Source organism: Escherichia sp. E.sYA108, from assembly GCF_011754335.1.
Taxonomy (GTDB): Bacteria; Pseudomonadota; Gammaproteobacteria; order Enterobacterales; family Enterobacteriaceae; genus Escherichia; species Escherichia coli.
The window spans coordinates 4,813,596-4,834,036 of the sequence record NZ_JAAQVZ010000001.1 but is presented as its reverse complement, the minus strand read 5'-3'; the positions used below and the strand labels follow the sequence as shown (position 1 = coordinate 4,834,036).

The 20,441-nt window shown below is 51.1% G+C and carries 12 protein-coding genes, 2 tRNA genes, 2 rRNA genes and 1 riboswitch; of the genes, 14 read left to right on the top strand and 2 right to left on the bottom strand.

Annotated elements, in window-relative coordinates:
- Positions 1-43: 43 nt before the first annotated feature.
- The 4 genes from argH to oxyR all read left to right on the top strand — a co-directional run bounded on the left by argH (position 44) and on the right by oxyR (position 5,648).
- Positions 44-1,417 (top strand): argininosuccinate lyase, encoded by a 1,374-nt coding sequence (gene argH, locus HBM92_RS23115; protein ID WP_001230079.1) that lies wholly within the window; start codon positions 44-46, stop codon positions 1,415-1,417.
- 497 nt (positions 1,418-1,914) lie between these two features.
- Positions 1,915-3,129, top strand: a complete 1,215-nt coding sequence (gene manD / locus HBM92_RS23110) for a D-mannonate dehydratase ManD (protein WP_000691039.1) — start codon at positions 1,915-1,917, stop codon at positions 3,127-3,129.
- A 66-nt stretch (positions 3,130-3,195) separates the two neighbouring features.
- Entirely contained in the window at positions 3,196-4,479 is a 1,284-nt protein-coding gene (locus HBM92_RS23105; RefSeq protein WP_000382186.1) for an MFS transporter, read from the top strand.
- Between the two features lie 251 nt (positions 4,480-4,730).
- Complete coding sequence (gene oxyR / locus HBM92_RS23100) at positions 4,731-5,648, top strand: DNA-binding transcriptional regulator OxyR (RefSeq protein ID WP_001025939.1); 918 nt, start codon at positions 4,731-4,733, stop codon at positions 5,646-5,648.
- On the opposite strand, the gene sthA is transcribed toward oxyR, so the two are convergent.
- The gene (gene sthA, locus HBM92_RS23095; RefSeq protein WP_001120806.1) at positions 5,631-7,031 is read right to left on the bottom strand and encodes a Si-specific NAD(P)(+) transhydrogenase; all 1,401 of its coding nucleotides are present in this window, start codon (positions 7,029-7,031) and stop codon (positions 5,631-5,633) included. The two genes, oxyR and sthA, sit on opposite strands and share 18 nt — an antisense overlap.
- A gap of 329 nt (positions 7,032-7,360) precedes the next feature.
- Here sthA and HBM92_RS23090 point away from each other — a divergent pair, with 329 nt between their 5' ends.
- The 4 genes from HBM92_RS23090 to HBM92_RS23075 all read left to right on the top strand — a co-directional run bounded on the left by HBM92_RS23090 (position 7,361) and on the right by HBM92_RS23075 (position 10,999).
- Complete coding sequence (locus HBM92_RS23090; RefSeq protein ID WP_000569571.1) at positions 7,361-8,527, top strand: M20 aminoacylase family protein; 1,167 nt, start codon at positions 7,361-7,363, stop codon at positions 8,525-8,527.
- 42 nt (positions 8,528-8,569) lie between these two features.
- Positions 8,570-9,886, top strand: coding sequence for a citrate-proton symporter (locus HBM92_RS23085; protein WP_000125464.1), 1,317 nt, complete (start codon positions 8,570-8,572; stop codon positions 9,884-9,886).
- A gap of 103 nt (positions 9,887-9,989) precedes the next feature.
- Positions 9,990-10,640: an HTH-type transcriptional repressor FabR gene (gene fabR, locus HBM92_RS23080; protein ID WP_122083113.1), complete on the top strand. Its 651-nt coding sequence runs from the start codon at positions 9,990-9,992 to the stop codon at positions 10,638-10,640.
- Positions 10,640-10,999: a YijD family membrane protein gene (locus tag HBM92_RS23075; protein ID WP_000806411.1), complete on the top strand. Its 360-nt coding sequence runs from the start codon at positions 10,640-10,642 to the stop codon at positions 10,997-10,999. The genes fabR and HBM92_RS23075 overlap by 1 nt, the downstream gene beginning before the upstream one ends.
- 39 nt (positions 11,000-11,038) lie before the next feature.
- Here HBM92_RS23075 and trmA read toward each other — a convergent pair whose 3' ends face one another.
- The gene (trmA, locus tag HBM92_RS23070; RefSeq protein ID WP_000187001.1) at positions 11,039-12,139 is read right to left on the bottom strand and encodes a tRNA (uridine(54)-C5)-methyltransferase TrmA; all 1,101 of its coding nucleotides are present in this window, start codon (positions 12,137-12,139) and stop codon (positions 11,039-11,041) included.
- A 113-nt stretch (positions 12,140-12,252) separates the two neighbouring features.
- Positions 12,253-12,443, top strand: a riboswitch (cobalamin riboswitch).
- A gap of 64 nt (positions 12,444-12,507) precedes the next feature.
- Between trmA and btuB the strand changes: the two genes are divergently transcribed.
- From btuB to HBM92_RS23040, 6 genes are all read left to right on the top strand, one after another.
- On the top strand, positions 12,508-14,352 hold the full coding sequence (btuB, locus tag HBM92_RS23065) for a TonB-dependent vitamin B12 receptor BtuB (protein WP_001305033.1): 1,845 nt from the start codon (positions 12,508-12,510) through the stop codon (positions 14,350-14,352).
- Complete coding sequence (murI, locus tag HBM92_RS23060) at positions 14,297-15,154, top strand: glutamate racemase (protein WP_001529515.1); 858 nt, start codon at positions 14,297-14,299, stop codon at positions 15,152-15,154. Before btuB ends, murI begins: the two co-directional genes overlap by 56 nt.
- A gap of 373 nt (positions 15,155-15,527) precedes the next feature.
- A 16S ribosomal RNA gene (locus tag HBM92_RS23055) occupies positions 15,528-17,069 on the top strand.
- A 68-nt stretch (positions 17,070-17,137) separates the two neighbouring features.
- Positions 17,138-17,214: transfer RNA gene (locus HBM92_RS23050), tRNA-Ile, on the top strand.
- Between the two features lie 42 nt (positions 17,215-17,256).
- A tRNA-Ala gene (locus tag HBM92_RS23045) sits at positions 17,257-17,332 on the top strand.
- 183 nt (positions 17,333-17,515) lie between these two features.
- A 23S ribosomal RNA gene (locus HBM92_RS23040) occupies positions 17,516-20,419 on the top strand.
- Together the 16S and 23S rRNA genes with 2 tRNA genes alongside form the textbook arrangement of a ribosomal RNA operon.
- Positions 20,420-20,441: the final 22 nt, after the last annotated feature.

Sequence of the window (20,441 nt, the reverse complement as noted above, 5' to 3'; positions counted from 1 at the left end):
CGCAGCTTTCCGGCATTGAATTTCAAAATAAGGAAACAGAGTTATGGCACTTTGGGGCGGGCGTTTTACCCAGGCAGCAGATCAACGGTTCAAACAATTCAACGACTCACTGCGCTTTGATTACCGTCTGGCGGAGCAGGATATTGTTGGCTCTGTGGCCTGGTCCAAAGCCCTGGTAACGGTCGGCGTGTTAACCGCAGAAGAGCAGGCGCAACTGGAAGAGGCGCTGAACGTGCTGCTGGAAGATGTTCGCGCCAGGCCACAACAAATCCTTGAAAGCGACGCCGAAGATATCCATAGCTGGGTGGAAGGTAAACTGATCGACAAAGTGGGTCAGTTAGGCAAAAAACTGCATACCGGGCGTAGCCGTAATGATCAGGTAGCAACTGACCTGAAACTGTGGTGCAAAGATACCGTTAGCGAGTTGCTGACGGCTAACCGGCAGTTACAATCCGCTCTGGTCGAGACCGCGCAGAACAATCAGGACGCGGTGATGCCGGGTTACACTCACCTGCAACGCGCCCAGCCGGTGACGTTCGCTCACTGGTGCCTGGCCTACGTTGAGATGCTGGCGCGTGATGAAAGCCGTTTGCAGGACGCGCTTAAGCGTCTGGATGTCAGCCCGCTAGGTTGTGGCGCACTGGCAGGAACGGCCTATGAAATCGACCGTGAACAGTTAGCAGGCTGGCTGGGCTTTGCTTCGGCGACCCGTAACAGTCTCGACAGCGTTTCTGACCGTGACCATGTGTTGGAACTGCTTTCTGCTGCCGCTATCGGCATGGTGCATCTGTCGCGTTTTGCTGAAGATCTGATTTTCTTTAACACCGGCGAAGCGGGGTTTGTGGAGCTTTCTGACCGTGTGACTTCCGGTTCATCATTAATGCCGCAGAAGAAAAACCCGGATGCGCTGGAGCTGATTCGCGGTAAATGCGGTCGGGTGCAGGGGGCGTTAACCGGCATGATGATGACGCTGAAAGGTTTGCCGCTGGCTTACAACAAAGATATGCAGGAAGACAAAGAAGGTCTGTTCGACGCGCTCGATACCTGGCTGGACTGCCTGCATATGGCGGCGCTGGTGCTGGACGGCATTCAGGTGAAACGTCCGCGTTGCCAGGAAGCGGCGCAGCAGGGTTACGCCAACGCTACTGAACTGGCGGATTATCTGGTGGCGAAAGGCGTACCGTTCCGCGAGGCGCACCATATTGTGGGTGAAGCGGTGGTGGAAGCCATTCGTCAGGGCAAAGCGCTGGAAGATCTGCCGCTCAGTGAGTTGCAGAAATTCAGCCAGGTGATTGGCGAAGATGTCTATCCGATTCTGTCGCTGCAATCGTGCCTCGACAAGCGTGCAGCAAAAGGCGGTGTCTCACCGCAACAGGTGGCGCAGGCGATTGCTTTTGCGCAGGCGCGGTTGGGGTAATTTGTTTATATTGCTCCCCTGAAAATGGGGAGCTTACCACGCCTACAAAGTGTGACACTTCGTAGGCGGATAAGGCGTTTACGCCGCATCAGGCAGAAATTTGTCAGTATTCTGGTGACCTTAAATTTAACGCCCAACCAGAACCATTATTTGTCACATTCCTTTTTATTCTTGCGTCTTCTTTACCTTCACTCTCCCCATAAAAATTATATTTTCAATACATCAGCCAATACATACTTTAATTAATTGAATATAATTTATTTCTATTGTTGTGTTCATTTTTAATGATTAATGGAGTTTGTTATGTGATTATTTAACGTGTTGTTTTAACGATGATGGCTAATTATTCAGGTGGTTTTTGAGGGTGTTTTTTCTCCTCGGTAGAAATTTTTATTTTTAATGTGATCACGGTTGAATAATCACTTTTTCTCTCTTGTATGGTAGTAGGCGTAAAATTAAGTTTGAAGTGTCTATTTACAATACAGGAGATTGCAATAATGAAAATTATTGCTGTGGATGTTTTTGTTACTTGTCCCGGGCGTAATTTCGTTACGCTTAAAATAACCACTGAAAGCGGACTTTGTGGATTAGGAGATGCCACGTTAAATGGTCGCGAATTGTCGGTCGCTTCTTATCTGAAAGATCATCTTTGTCCTCAATTAATTGGCCGCGATGCCAGCCGTATCGAAGATATCTGGCAATTCTTTTATAAAGGAGCTTACTGGCGACGTGGTCCCGTCACGATGTCGGCCATTTCTGCCATTGATATGGCGTTGTGGGATATCAAAGCTAAAGCGGCAAATATGCCATTGTATCAACTGCTTGGTGGCGCTTCTCGTGAAGGCGTGATGGTTTATTGCCACACCACCGGGCGGACGATTGATGAAGTCCTTGAAGACTATGCAAAGCACCAGCAGATGGGCTTTAAGGCGATTCGTGTGCAGTGTGGTGTACCGGGTATGCAAACCACCTATGGTCTGGCGAAGGGCAAAGGACTGGCGTATGAACCAGCAACCAAAGGCCTGTGGCCAGAAGAGCAGTTGTGGTCTTCAGAAAAGTATCTCGATTTTACGCCGAAGTTATTTGAAGCGGTGCGTAATAAGTTCGGTTTTAACGAACATCTGTTGCATGACATGCACCATCGCCTGACCCCCATCGAAGCGGCGCGCTTTGGGAGGAGCATTGAGGATTACCGCCTGTTCTGGATGGAAGATCCGACGCCTGCCGAGAACCAGGAATGTTTTCGTCTGATTCGCCAGCATACCGTGACGCCGATTGCGGTCGGTGAAGTGTTTAACAGTATCTGGGACTGCAAACAGTTAATCGAAGAGCAGCTGATTGACTATATTCGCACGACGATTACCCATGCAGGCGGCATTACCGGGATGCGACGGATTGCCGATTTTGCATCGCTTTATCAGGTACGTACCGGTTCGCATGGCCCTTCAGATTTATCGCCTGTTTGTCATGCGGCGGCGCTGCATTTTGACCTCTGGGTGCCAAACTTTGGCGTTCAGGAGTACATGGGCTATTCCGAACAAATGCTTGAAGTCTTCCCGCACAGCTGGCGCTTCGATGAAGGTTATATGCACCCAGGCGATGAACCGGGGCTGGGTATTTCTTTCGATGAGAAACTGGCGGCGAAATATCCGTATGACCCGGCGTATCTCCCCGTCGCACGACTGGAAGATGGCACATTGTGGAACTGGTAATAGCGGTTCGCTTAATTATTTTCTGAATATTCATCAAATCGATTAATTCCGCTCAAGGAGCTAAAAATGGACGTTGATGTGTCAACCAGTGTTGCGGGTAATAAACCGCAACGGATTCGTCGTATTCAGACAGTGACCCTGGTTTTATTATTTATGGCGGGGATCGTTAATTTTCTCGACCGTTCGTCATTGAGCGTGGCAGGTGAAGCAATTCGTGGCGAGTTAGGATTATCCGCTACCGAGTTTGGTGTTTTGCTTTCTGCATTTTCTCTGTCTTATGGTTTTTCACAACTTCCTTCCGGTATTTTGCTAGACCGCTTTGGCCCACGAATAGTGTTAGGCGCAGGCTTAATATTCTGGTCATTAATGCAGGCATTAACAGGAATGGTTAATTCTTTTAGCCACTTTATTTTAATGCGTATCGGTCTGGGTATTGGCGAAGCGCCATTTATGCCTGCGGGAGTAAAGTCGATCACCGACTGGTATGCGCAAAAAGAACGCGGCACGGCGCTGGGGATTTTTAACTCATCTACCGTTATCGGTCAGGCTATCGCGCCTCCTGCTCTTGTATTGATGCAACTGGCATGGGGCTGGCGGACGATGTTTGTCATCATCGGCGTAGCAGGGATTCTGGTTGGGATCTGTTGGTACGCGTGGTATCGCAACCGGGCGCAGTTTGTCCTGACCGAGGAAGAACGGACATATCTCTCCGCGCCGGTTAAACCGCGTCCACAGTTACAATTTAGCGAGTGGCTGGCGCTGTTTAAGCATCGGACAACCTGGGGGATGATTTTAGGTTTCTCTGGCGTCAATTATACCGGTTGGCTCTACATCGCGTGGTTACCCGGTTATTTGCAGGCCGAACAAGGTTTCAGTCTGGCGAAAACCGGTTGGGTGGCGGCAATTCCTTTCCTCGCGGCGGCGGTCGGGATGTGGGTTAACGGTATTGTTGTCGATCGGCTGGCGAAAAAAGGCTATGACCTGGCGAAGACGCGTAAAACGGCTATTGTCTGCGGTTTGATGATGTCGGCATTAGGCACGTTGCTGGTCGTGCAATCTTCCTCGCCAGCCCAGGCGGTAGCGTTTATCTCAATGGCGCTGTTCTGCGTGCATTTCGCGGGAACATCTGCATGGGGGCTGGTGCAGGTGATGGTGTCAGAAACAAAAGTGGCTTCCATCGCCGGGATTCAAAACTTTGGCAGTTTTGTTTTTGCTTCCTTTGCTCCGATCGTAACCGGTTGGGTCGTGGATACCACACACTCGTTTAATCTGGCGCTGGTTATCGCGGCCTGTGTGACGTTCACCGGGGCGCTGTGTTACTTCTTTATTGTCAAAGATCGGATTGAGTAACCGTTACTATCAGGCTCTCTTGCTGTGGGCCTGTAGAATAAAAAAAAGCGGATCCTGGAGATCCGCAAAAGTTCACGTTGGCTTTAGTTATTCGAGTTGAGAAACTCTCGAAACGGGCAGTGACTTCAAGGGTTAAAAGAGGTGCCGCTCCGTTTCTGTGAGCAATTATCAGTCAGAATGCTTGATAGGGATAATCGTTCGTTGCTATGCTACCTATCGCCGCGAACTATCGTGGCAATGGAGGATGGATAATGAATATTCGTGATCTTGAGTACCTGGTGGCATTGGCCGAACACCGCCATTTTCGGCGTGCGGCAGATTCCTGCCACGTTAGCCAGCCGACGCTTAGCGGGCAAATTCGTAAGCTGGAAGATGAGTTGGGCGTGATGTTGCTGGAGCGGACCAGCCGTAAAGTGTTGTTCACCCAGGCGGGAATGCTGCTGGTGGATCAGGCGCGTACCGTACTGCGTGAGGTGAAAGTCCTTAAAGAGATGGCAAGCCAGCAGGGCGAGACGATGTCCGGGCCGCTGCATATTGGTTTGATTCCCACGGTTGGACCGTACCTGCTACCGCATATTATCCCGATGCTGCACCAGACCTTTCCAAAGCTGGAAATGTATCTGCATGAAGCACAGACCCACCAGTTACTGGCGCAACTGGACAGCGGCAAACTCGATTGCGTGATCCTCGCGCTGGTGAAAGAGAGCGAAGCATTCATTGAAGTGCCGTTGTTTGATGAGCCAATGTTGCTGGCTATCTATGAAGACCACCCGTGGGCGAACCGCGAATGTGTACCGATGGCCGATCTGGCAGGGGAAAAACTGCTGATGCTGGAAGATGGTCACTGTTTGCGCGATCAGGCAATGGGTTTCTGTTTTGAAGCCGGGGCGGATGAAGATACACACTTCCGCGCGACCAGCCTGGAAACTCTGCGCAACATGGTGGCGGCAGGTAGCGGGATCACTTTACTGCCTGCGCTGGCTGTGCCGCCGGAACGCAAACGCGATGGGGTTGTTTATCTGCCGTGCATTAAGCCGGAACCACGCCGCACTATTGGCCTGGTTTATCGTCCTGGCTCACCGCTGCGCAGCCGCTATGAGCAGCTGGCAGAGGCCATCCGCGCAAGAATGGATGGCCATTTCGATAAAGTGTTAAAACAGGCGGTTTAAGCCATTTAGCGCAGCTACCCGATAGGCTTCCGCCATCGTCGGGTAGTTAAAGGTGGTGTTGACGAAGTACTCAATAGTGTTGCCGCCACCTTTCTGTTCCATAATCGCCTGACCGATATGAATAATTTCGGCAGCGCGCTCGCCAAAGCAGTGAATACCCAGAATCTCTTTTGTTTCCCGATGGAACAAAATTTTCAGCGTGCCCACGTTCATGCCGACGATTTGTGCACGTGCCAGATGTTTAAACTGGGCGCGGCCCACTTCATATGGCACTTTCATCGCGGTCAGCTGCTGTTCGGTTTTGCCTACAGAGCTGATTTCCGGGATGGTGTAAATGCCGGTAGGGATATCTTCAATCAGATGTGCGTTGGCTTCACCTTTCACCAGCGCCTGCGCGGCAATGCGCCCCTGGTCATAGGCTGCCGACGCCAGGCTCGGATAACCAATCACGTCGCCCACCGCGTAAACGTGCGGCTGTGCGGTCTGATACATGCTGTTGACCTTCAGCTGTCCGCGACTGTCAGTTTCCAGCCCAATGTTCTGTAACGCCAGCGAATCGGTATTACCGGTGCGACCGTTGGCATAGAGCAGACAGTCAGCTTTCAGTTTTTTACCCGACTTCAGATGCATGATCACACCGTCGTCACAGCCTTCGATCTTCTCGTACTCTTCGTTGTGACGAATCACTACGCCACTGTTCCAGAAGTGATAGGAGAGAGAATCTGACATCTCTTGATCGAGAAATGCCAGCAGGCGATCGCGGGTGTTGATCAGATCCACTTTTACATCCATACCGCGGAAGATCGACGCATATTCACAGCCGATCACTCCAGCACCGTAAATAAGTACATGGCGCGGTTCGTGGTGCATGCTAAGAATTGAGTCGCTGTCATAAATGCGTGGATGGGTGAAATCAACATCTGTTGGATGATATGGACGAGAGCCGCAGGCAATAACAAATTTTTCAGCAGTTAGTGTTTCGACGCTGCCGTCCGGGCAATCCAGCGCCAACGTATGCTCATCAACAAAGCGAGCGTTCCCCTGCAATATTTCACAGTGATTACGTTCGTAAAATCCCTGACGCATGCGCGTTTGTTGATTAATCACGTTATCGGCATGGTTAAGGATATCGGCAAAAGAAGAGCGGAGCAGTCGGGAATGGTCGCTGTATAGTGGGTTTTGATTGAATTCTATAATGCGGCTGACGGCGTGACGGAGAGCTTTCGACGGGATGGTGCCCCAGTGGGTGCAACCGCCGCCAACATTTTGATAACGCTCGATAACTGCGACGCGCGCACCTTGCTTAACCAGGCCCATCGCAGCGCCTTCGCCGCCGGGGCCGGAACCTATTACTATGGCATCGTAATCGTAGGAATGTGGCATGGTAGGGCTTACCTGTTCTTATACATAAAAGCAACAGAATGGTAACATTTTATCGCGGGTAAGCCAATTGATCCCCGTCATTTATCTGGCTATATCGTGAGCGGCCTTTGCTTTGTCTTCCTCCTTCTTATTTTATTTATTCACTATTAATCGCTTTTTCTTATGGCTGATAGTTTTATCTTGCCGAAGCGTGCTTTTTTGTTATTGTCTTTATGAAATCTTCTTATAAAACAAATATATAAATATTTTATATTGATGAGTTATTTGTATTTATACCATCAATAAAATCCGTTAATTAGCCTGTTTATAAGTGAATAAAGGAATAGCCGATGATCGAACACTATATTCGTGGGTTTGAGGAAGAACTTCGCGAGATCCGCCATCAGATCCACGAAAACCCGGAGCTGGGATTACAAGAATTTAAAACCAGTGCTTTGGTTGCGGAAAAGCTGCGCCAGTGGGGCTATGAGGTTGAGCAAGGGCTGGCGACAACCGGCGTGGTAGCCACGTTAAAAGTGGGCGACGGAGAGAAAAGTATTGGCCTGCGGGCGGATATGGATGCGTTGCCGATTTATGAAAATAGTGGCAAGCCCTGGGCCAGTAAACATCCTGGTTTAATGCACGCCTGCGGGCATGACGGGCATACCACCATACTGCTGGGGGCTGCGCGTTATTTTGCCGAAACCCGCCGTTTTAACGGCACGTTACGCCTTATCTTCCAGCCTGCGGAAGAGATGATTAACGGCGGTGAGATCATGGTTAAAGAGGGGCTTTTTGATCGTTTCCCCTGCGATGTCATTTTCGGGATGCACAACATGCCGGGTTTGCCGGTCGGCAAGTTTTTCTTCCAGCCTGGGGCGCTGATGGCGTCAATGGATCAGTTCCATATTACGGTTCGTGGTTGTGGCGGACACGGTGCGATCCCGCACAAAGCCATCGATCCAGTGCTGGTTGCTGCACATATCACCACCGCATTACAAAGCATTGTGTCGCGCAATGTCGATCCGCTGGAAGCGGCGGTAATTACCGTCGGCAGCATTGTTGCGGGTGAGGCGGCTAACGTCATTCCTGACAGTGCTGAGATGAAAATCAGTGTCCGCTCTCTTAGCCGCGATACCCGACAACTTCTTCTGACCCGTATTCCTGCTCTTGCACAAGCCCAGGCTGCCAGCTTTGGCGCTACGGCTGAGGTTACGCATGTTAACGGTACACCGGTATTAGTAAATGACGAGGAGATGGCGCGCTTCGCCTGGCAGGTGGCGTGCAAAACATTTGGTGAAGATCGGGCTGAGTTTGGCATCAAACCCCTGATGGGCAGTGAAGATTTCTCTTTCATGCTGGAAGCCCAACCCAAAGGCGGTTTCCTGTTATTCGGTAATGGCGATGTCGGGGAAGGTTCCTGCATGGTGCATAACCCCGGTTACGACTTTAACGATGCAAGCCTGGTCCCGGCAAGCAGCTACTGGGGCGCACTGGTTGAAGCCTGGCTGCAATAAATAAAACAACACACAACAACACTTTTTGGCAAGGAACATGGAATGACGGCGATCGTAAATGAAACCGTGAGTGTGAAGAAAAAGCCCAGCGGCAGGCGGGTGATCTTTGCCTCGGCGTTTGGCAATGCGCTCGAATTTTTTGATTTTGGCGTTTACAACTTTTTTGTGGTCTATATCAGTACGCTTTTCTTCCCACCCAGTGCCGATCATAACGTCGCGCTGTTACTGGCATTTGCAACGTTTGGTGTGAGCTTTTTTATGCGTCCGCTCGGTGGGATTATCGTTGGTGCCTGGGCCGATCGCTTCGGGCGTAAACCGGCGATGGTGTTCACTATTGCTCTGATGAGCCTCGGTACGCTGATGATCGGCATCGCACCGACGTATGAAACGGCGGGCTATTGGGGAACCGCAACGCTGGTGCTGGCGCGTCTAATTCAGGGTGTTGCGGCAGGTGGTGAAGTCGGGGCTTCAATGTCGCTACTGGTGGAGTCAGCTCCGGCAAATCGTCGCGGCTTTTACAGCAGTTGGTCACTGGCGACCCAAGGGCTGGCAACGACCTTCGGTGGGGTTGTTGCTTTAGGTCTGAGCGCATGGCTACCGTTCGCCACAGGTTCAGAAACCGTAATGGCAGAATGGGGCTGGCGTGTGCCGTTTTTTATTGGCGTGTTATTAGCACCTATCGGTTGCTGGTTGCGTCTGAGCCTGGAAAATGACGTACCTGAGCCAGTGCGCAATAAAAAAGCTGCTACCAGCGAAAGCGCGTTTTCTCTGCTCCTGCAACATAAGGCGACTATCGTTAATGGCGTTTTACTCGCTATTGGTAGCACGGTCGCAACCTATATCTCCCTCTTTTATTACGGCACCTGGGCGGCGAAGTATCTGGCGATGCCTCAACATTATTCTCATGCAGCGATGTTACTGGCGGGGGTAATTACGTTTGTGGGTGCGCTGTTGGTGGGGATGCTATGTGATTCGGTTGGGCGTAAAAAGCTGATTTTAATCTCCCGTGTGATGGTGCTTCTCTGTAGCTGGCCGTCATTCTGGCTGTTGGTGAATTACCCAAGCCCTGGCATGTTGCTGACGGTGGTTTTCGTGATGGTCAGCTTTACCACGCTTGGCGGTGTGCCAGTGATGTTGTTGATCTCTGAACTGTTGCCGAAACGGATTCGGGCATTAGGTTTCGCGCTGGTTTATAGCATTGGCGTAGCAATCTTTGGCGGTTTTGCGCAATATTTCGCCACGCAATCCATCGTGTTGCTGGATAGTCTGACGGCTCCGGCGTGGTATCTGGGGGGAGGCACGTTGCTGTCGATGCTGGCGTTGTTGTACGTAAAAGAACCGGCCAAAGAATTGCAGTAAATATGTTTTATTGCGTTACCGTTCATTCACAACACTGGAGCAATCCAGTATGTTCATTCTCTGGTATAGTGCCAGCAGTACTTTTGGCAAGGATTCAGACATCGTGATGGGCGTAAGAGCGCAACAAAAAGAAAAAACCCGCCGTTCGCTGGTGGAAGCCGCATTTAGCCAATTAAGTGCTGAACGCAGCTTCGCCAGCCTGAGTTTGCGTGAAGTGGCACGAGAAGCAGGCATTGCTCCCACCTCTTTTTATCGGCATTTCCGCGACGTAGACGAACTGGGTCTGACCATGGTTGATGAGAGCGGTTTAATGCTACGCCAACTCATGCGTCAGGCGCGTCAGCGTATCGCCAAAGGCGGGAGTGTGATCCGCACCTCGGTCTCCACATTTATGGAGTTCATCGGTAATAATCCTAACGCCTTCCGGTTATTATTGCGGGAACGCTCCGGCACCTCCGCTGCGTTTCGTGCCGCCGTTGCGCGTGAAATTCAGCACTTCATTGCGGAACTTGCGGACTATCTGGAACTCGAAAACCATATGCCGCGTGCGTTTACTGAAGCGCAAGCCGAAGCAATGGTGACGATTGTCTTCAGTGCGGGGGCCGAGGCGTTGGATGTCGGCGTCGAGCAACGCCGGCAATTAGAAGAGCGACTGGTACTGCAGCTGCGAATGATTTCGAAAGGGGCTTATTACTGGTATCGCCGTGAACAAGAGAAAACCACAATTATTCCGGGAAATGTGAAGGACGAGTAATGAAACAAGCAAATCAAGATAGAGGTACGCTGCTGCTAGCGTTGGTTGCTGGCTTATCGATCAATGGTACTTTTGCAGCGCTGTTTAGCTCCATTGTACCATTTTCTGTATTCCCGATTATTTCCCTGGTGTTGACAGTTTACTGCCTGCATCAACGTTATCTTAATCGCACTATGCCGGTAGGCTTGCCGGGTCTGGCAGCTGCTTGTTTTATTCTCGGCGTACTGCTGTACAGCACGGTAGTTCGTGCGGAATATCCGGATATCGGCTCTAACTTCTTCCCGGCAGTACTGTCCGTCATTATGGTGTTCTGGATTGGCGCGAAGATGCGTAACCGTAAGCAGGAAGTTGCTGAGTAATCGGTATCATGCCGGATGCAAGCGCATCCGGCATGGGTTTTACTTCGCGGTCAGTAATACGCCGCACTCCATATGGTGCGTGTAGGGGAACTGATCAAATAGAGCCAGACGTTCGACCTTGTGCGTCTGGCTTAATGTTTCCAGATTCTTGCATAACGTTTCCGGATTGCAGGAGATATACAGAATACGTGGATACGCCTGCACCATTTTCTCGGTTTCACTGTCCAGACCGCTGCGCGGTGGGTCGACAAAAATGGTTTCGCACTGATAACTCTTTAAGTCGATTCCTTGCAGGCGGTTAAACTCGCGCACACCATTCATCGCCTGAGTAAATTCTTCTGCCGCCATACGAATAATTTGTACGTTATCAATATGGTTAGCGGCAATGTTGTATTGCGCGGCGGCGACTGACGGCTTGGCGATTTCGGTGGCTAATACCCGATCAAAATTGCGTGCCAGCGCTAATGAAAAGTTACCGTTGCCGCAGTATAGCTCCAGTAAATCGCCTTTTGAGCCTTTGGTTACGTCCAGCGCCCATTCCAGCATCTGAATATTCATCGCCGCGTTCGGTTGGGTAAAGCTGTTTTCTACCTGACGGTAGATCATCTCTTTCCCCGCGATCGGCAGACGTTCGTCGATGTAATCCTGATCCAGCGCGATTTTGGTTTTCGTTGCCCGACCAATCAGATGCACATTCAGATTCTGCGCGCGCAGTGCATCGCGCAGGGCTTCCGCCTGCTGACGCCACTCATCATCCAGCTTTTTATGGTACAGCAAGGAAACAACCGCTTGATTGCTTAGCGTAGTGAGGTAATCAATCTGGAACAACTTGTGGCGCAGAATGGGATTATTACGCACACCCGCAATCATCGCCGTCATCAACTGGTTGATAAGTTCACTGGCGGCGGGGAAGCTATCCACACGGATACGACTTTTGGTTTGTTGATCGAAAATGATGTGGTACAGGTCATCGCCATCGTGCCAGATGCGGAACTCCGCACGCATCCGATAATGACTGACCGGCGAGCGAAACACTTCCGGAACCAGGTCAGAAAACGGTGCCATCATACTTTGCAAACGTACCACTTTTTCGGCTAACTGCGCTTCATACTGTTCTGTTGGAAGGTGTTCGGGGGTCATGATGTATCCTGAAAAATTAAAGTACGCGGCGATTGTAGGGATTGCTCATCAGATGTCCAGATCTTGATGAATTCCTATTTGTGAGCTACGTCTGGACAGTAACTTGTTACAACCTGTAGCATCCACTTGCCGGTCCTGTGAGTTAATAGGGAATCCAGTGCGAATCTGGAGCTGACGCGCAGCGGTAAGGAAAGGTGCGATGATTGCGTTATGCGGACACTGCCATCCGGTGGGAAGTCATCATCTCTTAGTATCTTAGATACCCCTCCAAGCCCGAAGACCTGCCGGCCAACGTCGCATCTGGTTCTCATCATCGCGTAATATTGATGAAACCTGCGGCATCCTTCTTCTATTGTGGATGCTTTACAATGATTAAAAAAGCTTCGCTGCTGACGGCGTGTTCCGTCACGGCATTTTCCGCTTGGGCACAGGATACCAGCCCGGATACTCTCGTCGTTACTGCTAACCGTTTTGAACAACCGCGCAGCACTGTGCTTGCGCCAACTACTGTTGTGACGCGTCAGGATATCGACCGCTGGCAGTCGACCTCGGTCAATGATGTGCTGCGCCGTCTTCCGGGCGTGGATATCACCCAAAACGGCGGTTCAGGTCAGCTCTCATCTATTTTTATTCGCGGTACAAATGCCAGTCATGTGTTGGTGTTAATTGATGGCGTCCGCCTGAATTTGGCGGGGGTGAGTGGTTCTGCTGATCTTAGTCAGTTCCCTATTGCGCTTGTCCAGCGTGTTGAATATATCCGTGGGCCGCGCTCCGCTGTTTATGGTTCAGATGCAATAGGCGGGGTCGTGAATATCATCACGACGCGCGATCACCCCGGAACGGAAATTTCAGCAGGGTGGGGAAGCAATAGTTATCAGAACTATGATGTCTCTACACAGCAACAACTGGGGGATAAGACACGGGTAACGCTGTTGGGCGATTATGCCCATACTCATGGTTATGATGTTGTCGCCTATGGTAATACCGGAACGCAAGCGCAGCCAGATAACGATGGTTTTTTAAGTAAAACGCTTTATGGCGCGCTGGAGCATAATTTTACTGATGCCTGGAGCGGCTTTGTGCGCGGCTATGGCTATGATAATCGTACCAATTATGACGCATATTATTCTCCCGGCTTGCCACTGGTCGATACCCGTAAACTCTATAGCCAAAGTTGGGATGCCGGACTGCGCTATAACGGCGAACTGATTAAATCACAACTGATTACCAGCTACAGCCATAGCAAAGATTACAACTACGATCCGCATTATGGTCGTTATGATTCGTCCGCGACGCTCGATGAGATGAAACAGTACACCGTCCAGTGGGCAAACAACATCATCATTGGCCACGGTAATATTGGTGCGGGTGTTGACTGGCAGAAGCAGAGCACGGCACCGGGCACAGCTTATGTTGAGGATGGATATGATCAACGTAATACCGGCATCTATCTGACTGGGCTGCAGCAAGTCGGCGATTTTACTTTTGAAGGCGCAGGACGCAGCGACGATAATTCTCAGTTTGGTCGTCATGGTACCTGGCAAACCAGCGCCGGTTGGGAGTTCATCGAAGGTTATCGCTTTATTGCTTCCTACGGAACATCTTATAAGGCACCAAATCTTGGGCAACTGTACGGCTCCTACGGTAATCCGAATCTGAATCCTGAGAAAAGCAAACAATGGGAAGGCGCGTTTGAAGGCTTAACTGCTGGGGTTAACTGGCGTATTTCCGGATATCGTAACGATGTCAGTGACTTGATCGATTATGATGATCACACCCTGAAATATTACAATGAAGGGAAAGCGCGGATTAAGGGTGTCGAGGCGACCGCTAATTTTGATACCGGACCACTGACGCATACTGTGAGTTATGATTATGTTGATGCGCGCAATGCGATTACTGACACGCCGTTGTTACGCCGTGCTAAACAGCAGGTGAAATACCAGCTCGACTGGCAGTTGTATGACTTCGACTGGGGGATTACTTATCAGTATTTAGGCACTCGCTATGATAAGGATTACTCCTCTTATCCTTATCAAACCGTTAAAATGGGCGGTGTGAGCTTGTGGGATCTTGCGGTTGCGTATCCGGTCACCTCTCACCTGACAGTTCGTGGTAAAATAGCCAACCTGTTCGACAAAGATTACGAGACAGTCTATGGCTACCAAACTGCAGGACGGGAATATACCTTGTCTGGCAGCTACACCTTCTGAACCACGTCCCACCGTGCTGGTGTTTGACTCCGGCGTCGGTGGGTTGTCGGTCTATGACGAGATCCGGCATCTCTTGCCGGATCTCCATTACATTTATGCTTTCGATAACGTCGCTTTCCCGTATGGCGAAAAAAGCGAAGTGTTTATTGTTGAGCGAGTGGTGGAAATTGTCACCGCAGTGCAAGAACGTTATCCCCTTGCGCTGGCTGTGGTCGCTTGCAACACCGCCAGTACCGTTTCACTTCCTGCATTACGCGAAAAGTTCGACTTCCCGGTTGTTGGTGTCGTGCCGGCGATTAAACCTGCTGCACGTCTGACGGCAAATGGCATTGTCGGATTACTGGCAACCCGCGGAACTGTTAAACGTTCTTATACTCATGAGCTGATCGCGCGTTTCGCTAATGAATGCCAGATAGAAATGCTGGGCTCGGCAGAGATGGTTGAGTTGGCTGAAGCGAAGCTGCATGGCGAAGATGTTTCTCTGGATGCGCTAAAACGTATCCTACGCCCGTGGTTAAGAATGAAAGAGCCGCCAGATACAGTTGTATTGGGTTGCACCCATTTCCCTCTACTACAAGAAGAACTATTACAAGTGCTGCCAGAGGGAACCCGGCTGGTGGATTCTGGCGCAGCGATTGCTCGCCGAACGGCCTGGTTGTTAGAGCATGAAGCCCCGGATGCAAAATCTGCCGATGCGAATATTGCATTTTGTATGGCAATGACGCCAGAAGCTGAACAATTATTGCCCGTTTTACAGCGTTACGGCTTCGAAACGCTCGAAAAACTGGCAGTTTTAGATTGATTTGGTTGAATGTTGCGCGGTTAGAAAATTATTTTAAATTTCCTCTTGTCAGGCCGGAATAACTCCCTATAATGCGCCACCACTGACACGGAACAACGGCAAACACGCCGCCGGGTCAGCGGGGTTCTCCTGAGAACTTCGGCAGAGAAAGCAAAAATAAATGCTTGACTCTGTGGCGGGAAAGCGTATTATGCACACCCCGCGCCGCTGAGAAAAAGCGAAGCGGCACTGCTCTTTAACAATTTATCAGACAATCTGTGTGGGCACTCGAAGATACGGATTCTTGACGTCGCAAGACGAAAAATGAATACCAAGTCTCAGGAGTGAACACGTAATTCATTACGAAGTTTAATTCTTTGAGCATCAAACTTTTAAATTGAAGAGTTTGATCATGGCTCAGATTGAACGCTGGCGGCAGGCCTAACACATGCAAGTCGAACGGTAACAGGAAGCAGCTTGCTGCTTTGCTGACGAGTGGCGGACGGGTGAGTAATGTCTGGGAAACTGCCTGATGGAGGGGGATAACTACTGGAAACGGTAGCTAATACCGCATAACGTCGCAAGACCAAAGAGGGGGACCTTCGGGCCTCTTGCCATCGGATGTGCCCAGATGGGATTAGCTAGTAGGTGGGGTAAAGGCTCACCTAGGCGACGATCCCTAGCTGGTCTGAGAGGATGACCAGCCACACTGGAACTGAGACACGGTCCAGACTCCTACGGGAGGCAGCAGTGGGGAATATTGCACAATGGGCGCAAGCCTGATGCAGCCATGCCGCGTGTATGAAGAAGGCCTTCGGGTTGTAAAGTACTTTCAGCGGGGAGGAAGGGAGTAAAGTTAATACCTTTGCTCATTGACGTTACCCGCAGAAGAAGCACCGGCTAACTCCGTGCCAGCAGCCGCGGTAATACGGAGGGTGCAAGCGTTAATCGGAATTACTGGGCGTAAAGCGCACGCAGGCGGTTTGTTAAGTCAGATGTGAAATCCCCGGGCTCAACCTGGGAACTGCATCTGATACTGGCAAGCTTGAGTCTCGTAGAGGGGGGTAGAATTCCAGGTGTAGCGGTGAAATGCGTAGAGATCTGGAGGAATACCGGTGGCGAAGGCGGCCCCCTGGACGAAGACTGACGCTCAGGTGCGAAAGCGTGGGGAGCAAACAGGATTAGATACCCTGGTAGTCCACGCCGTAAACGATGTCGACTTGGAGGTTGTGCCCTTGAGGCGTGGCTTCCGGAGCTAACGCGTTAAGTCGACCGCCTGGGGAGTACGGCCGCAAGGTTAAAACTCAAATGAATTGACGGGGGCCCGCACAAGCGGTGGAGCATGTGGTTTAATTCGATGCAACGCGAAGAACCTTACCTGGTCTTGACATCCACGGAAGTTTTCAGAGATGAGAATGTGCCTTCGGGAACCGTGAGACAGGTGCTGCATGGCTGTCGTCAGCTCGTGTTGTGAAATGTTGGGTTAAGTCCCGCAACGAGCGCAACCCTTATCCTTTGTTGCCAGCGGTCCGGCCGGGAACTCAAAGGAGACTGCCAGTGATAAACTGGAGGAAGGTGGGGATGACGTCAAGTCATCATGGCCCTTACGACCAGGGCTACACACGTGCTACAATGGCGCATACAAAGAGAAGCGACCTCGCGAGAGCAAGCGGACCTCATAAAGTGCGTCGTAGTCCGGATTGGAGTCTGCAACTCGACTCCATGAAGTCGGAATCGCTAGTAATCGTGGATCAGAATGCCACGGTGAATACGTTCCCGGGCCTTGTACACACCGCCCGTCACACCATGGGAGTGGGTTGCAAAAGAAGTAGGTAGCTTAACCTTCGGGAGGGCGCTTACCACTTTGTGATTCATGACTGGGGTGAAGTCGTAACAAGGTAACCGTAGGGGAACCTGCGGTTGGATCACCTCCTTACCTTAAAGAAGCGTACTTTGCAGTGCTCACACAGATTGTCTGATGAAAATGAGCAGTAAAACCTCTACAGGCTTGTAGCTCAGGTGGTTAGAGCGCACCCCTGATAAGGGTGAGGTCGGTGGTTCAAGTCCACTCAGGCCTACCAAATTTGCACCGCAAATTTGAAGAGGTTTTAACTACATGTTATGGGGCTATAGCTCAGCTGGGAGAGCGCCTGCTTTGCACGCAGGAGGTCTGCGGTTCGATCCCGCATAGCTCCACCATCTCTGTAGTGATTAAATAAAAAATACTTCAGAGTGTACCTGCAAAGGTTCACTGCGAAGTTTTGCTCTTTAAAAATCTGGATCAAGCTGAAAATTGAAACACTGAACAACGAGAGTTGTTCGTGAGTCTCTCAAATTTTCGCAACACGATGATGAATCGCAAGAAACATCTTCGGGTTGTGAGGTTAAGCGACTAAGCGTACACGGTGGATGCCCTGGCAGTCAGAGGCGATGAAGGACGTGCTAATCTGCGATAAGCGTCGGTGAGGTGATATGAACCGTTATAACCGGCGATTTCCGAATGGGGAAACCCAGTGTGTTTCGACACACTATCATTAACTGAATCCATAGGTTAATGAGGCGAACCGGGGGAACTGAAACATCTAAGTACCCCGAGGAAAAGAAATCAACCGAGATTCCCCCAGTAGCGGCGAGCGAACGGGGAGGAGCCCAGAGCCTGAATCAGTGTGTGTGTTAGTGGAAGCGTCTGGAAAGGCGTGCGATACAGGGTGACAGCCCCGTACACAAAAATGCACATATTGTGAGCTCGATGAGTAGGGCGGGACACGTGGTATCCTGTCTGAATATGGGGGGACCATCCTCCAAGGCTAAATACTCCTGACTGACCGATAGTGAACCAGTACCGTGAGGGAAAGGCGAAAAGAACCCCGGCGAGGGGAGTGAAAAAGAACCTGAAACCGTGTACGTACAAGCAGTGGGAGCCTCTTAATGGGGTGACTGCGTACCTTTTGTATAATGGGTCAGCGACTTATATTCTGTAGCAAGGTTAACCGAATAGGGGAGCCGAAGGGAAACCGAGTCTTAACTGGGCGTTAAGTTGCAGGGTATAGACCCGAAACCCGGTGATCTAGCCATGGGCAGGTTGAAGGTTGGGTAACACTAACTGGAGGACCGAACCGACTAATGTTGAAAAATTAGCGGATGACTTGTGGCTGGGGGTGAAAGGCCAATCAAACCGGGAGATAGCTGGTTCTCCCCGAAAGCTATTTAGGTAGCGCCTCGTGAATTCATCTCCGGGGGTAGAGCACTGTTTCGGCAAGGGGGTCATCCCGACTTACCAACCCGATGCAAACTGCGAATACCGGAGAATGTTATCACGGGAGACACACGGCGGGTGCTAACGTCCGTCGTGAAGAGGGAAACAACCCAGACCGCCAGCTAAGGTCCCAAAGTCATGGTTAAGTGGGAAACGATGTGGGAAGGCCCAGACAGCCAGGATGTTGGCTTAGAAGCAGCCATCATTTAAAGAAAGCGTAATAGCTCACTGGTCGAGTCGGCCTGCGCGGAAGATGTAACGGGGCTAAACCATGCACCGAAGCTGCGGCAGCGACACTATGTGTTGTTGGGTAGGGGAGCGTTCTGTAAGCCTGTGAAGGTGGCCTGTGAGGGTTGCTGGAGGTATCAGAAGTGCGAATGCTGACATAAGTAACGATAAAGCGGGTGAAAAGCCCGCTCGCCGGAAGACCAAGGGTTCCTGTCCAACGTTAATCGGGGCAGGGTGAGTCGACCCCTAAGGCGAGGCCGAAAGGCGTAGTCGATGGGAAACAGGTTAATATTCCTGTACTTGGTGTTACTGCGAAGGGGGGACGGAGAAGGCTATGTTGGCCGGGCGACGGTTGTCCCGGTTTAAGCGTGTAGGCTGGTTTTCCAGGCAAATCCGGAAAACCAAGGCTGAGGCGTGATGACGAGGCACTACGGTGCTGAAGCGACAAATGCCCTGCTTCCAGGAAAAGCCTCTAAGCATCAGGTAACATCAAATCGTACCCAAAACCGACACAGGTGGTCAGGTAGAGAATACCAAGGCGCTTGAGAGAACTCGGGTGAAGGAACTAGGCAAAATGGTGCCGTAACTTCGGGAGAAGGCACGCTGATATGTAGGTGAAGCGACTTGCTCGTGGAGCTGAAATCAGTCGAAGATACCAGCTGGCTGCAACTGTTTATTAAAAACACAGCACTGTGCAAACACGAAAGTGGACGTATACGGTGTGACGCCTGCCCGGTGCCGGAAGGTTAATTGATGGGGTTAGCGGTAACGCGAAGCTCTTGATCGAAGCCCCGGTAAACGGCGGCCGTAACTATAACGGTCCTAAGGTAGCGAAATTCCTTGTCGGGTAAGTTCCGACCTGCACGAATGGCGTAATGATGGCCAGGCTGTCTCCACCCGAGACTCAGTGAAATTGAACTCGCTGTGAAGATGCAGTGTACCCGCGGCAAGACGGAAAGACCCCGTGAACCTTTACTATAGCTTGACACTGAACATTGAGCCTTGATGTGTAGGATAGGTGGGAGGCTTTGAAGTGTGGACGCCAGTCTGCATGGAGCCGACCTTGAAATACCACCCTTTAATGTTTGATGTTCTAACGTTGGCCCGTAATCCGGGTTGCGGACAGTGTCTGGTGGGTAGTTTGACTGGGGCGGTCTCCTCCTAAAGAGTAACGGAGGAGCACGAAGGTTGGCTAATCCTGGTCGGACATCAGGAGGTTAGTGCAATGGCATAAGCCAGCTTGACTGCGAGCGTGACGGCGCGAGCAGGTGCGAAAGCAGGTCATAGTGATCCGGTGGTTCTGAATGGAAGGGCCATCGCTCAACGGATAAAAGGTACTCCGGGGATAACAGGCTGATACCGCCCAAGAGTTCATATCGACGGCGGTGTTTGGCACCTCGATGTCGGCTCATCACATCCTGGGGCTGAAGTAGGTCCCAAGGGTATGGCTGTTCGCCATTTAAAGTGGTACGCGAGCTGGGTTTAGAACGTCGTGAGACAGTTCGGTCCCTATCTGCCGTGGGCGCTGGAGAACTGAGGGGGGCTGCTCCTAGTACGAGAGGACCGGAGTGGACGCATCACTGGTGTTCGGGTTGTCATGCCAATGGCACTGCCCGGTAGCTAAATGCGGAAGAGATAAGTGCTGAAAGCATCTAAGCACGAAACTTGCCCCGAGATGAGTTCTCCCTGACTCCTTGAGGGTCCTGAAGGAACGTTGAAGACGACGACGTTGATAGGCCGGGTGTGTAAGCGCAGCGATGCGTTGAGCTAACCGGTACTAATGAACCGTGAGGCTTAACCTTACAACGCCGAAGATGTTTTGGC

Excerpts from the sequence above, each read along its gene's own strand:
- sthA (WP_001120806.1), bottom strand. The coding sequence starts at position 7,031 with ATGCCACATTCCTACGATTACGATGCCATAGTAATAGGTTCCGGCCCC.
- HBM92_RS23090 (WP_000569571.1), top strand. The coding sequence starts at position 7,361 with ATGATCGAACACTATATTCGTGGGTTTGAGGAAGAACTTCGCGAGATC.
- oxyR (WP_001025939.1), top strand. The coding sequence starts at position 4,731 with ATGAATATTCGTGATCTTGAGTACCTGGTGGCATTGGCCGAACACCGC.
- trmA (WP_000187001.1), bottom strand. The coding sequence starts at position 12,139 with ATGACCCCCGAACACCTTCCAACAGAACAGTATGAAGCGCAGTTAGCC.
- argH (WP_001230079.1), top strand. The coding sequence starts at position 44 with ATGGCACTTTGGGGCGGGCGTTTTACCCAGGCAGCAGATCAACGGTTC.
- HBM92_RS23085 (WP_000125464.1), top strand. The coding sequence starts at position 8,570 with ATGACGGCGATCGTAAATGAAACCGTGAGTGTGAAGAAAAAGCCCAGC.
- murI (WP_001529515.1), top strand. The coding sequence starts at position 14,297 with ATGGCTACCAAACTGCAGGACGGGAATATACCTTGTCTGGCAGCTACA.
- manD (WP_000691039.1), top strand. The coding sequence starts at position 1,915 with ATGAAAATTATTGCTGTGGATGTTTTTGTTACTTGTCCCGGGCGTAAT.
- HBM92_RS23105 (WP_000382186.1), top strand. The coding sequence starts at position 3,196 with ATGGACGTTGATGTGTCAACCAGTGTTGCGGGTAATAAACCGCAACGG.
- HBM92_RS23075 (WP_000806411.1), top strand. The coding sequence starts at position 10,640 with ATGAAACAAGCAAATCAAGATAGAGGTACGCTGCTGCTAGCGTTGGTT.
- btuB (WP_001305033.1), top strand. The coding sequence starts at position 12,508 with ATGATTAAAAAAGCTTCGCTGCTGACGGCGTGTTCCGTCACGGCATTT.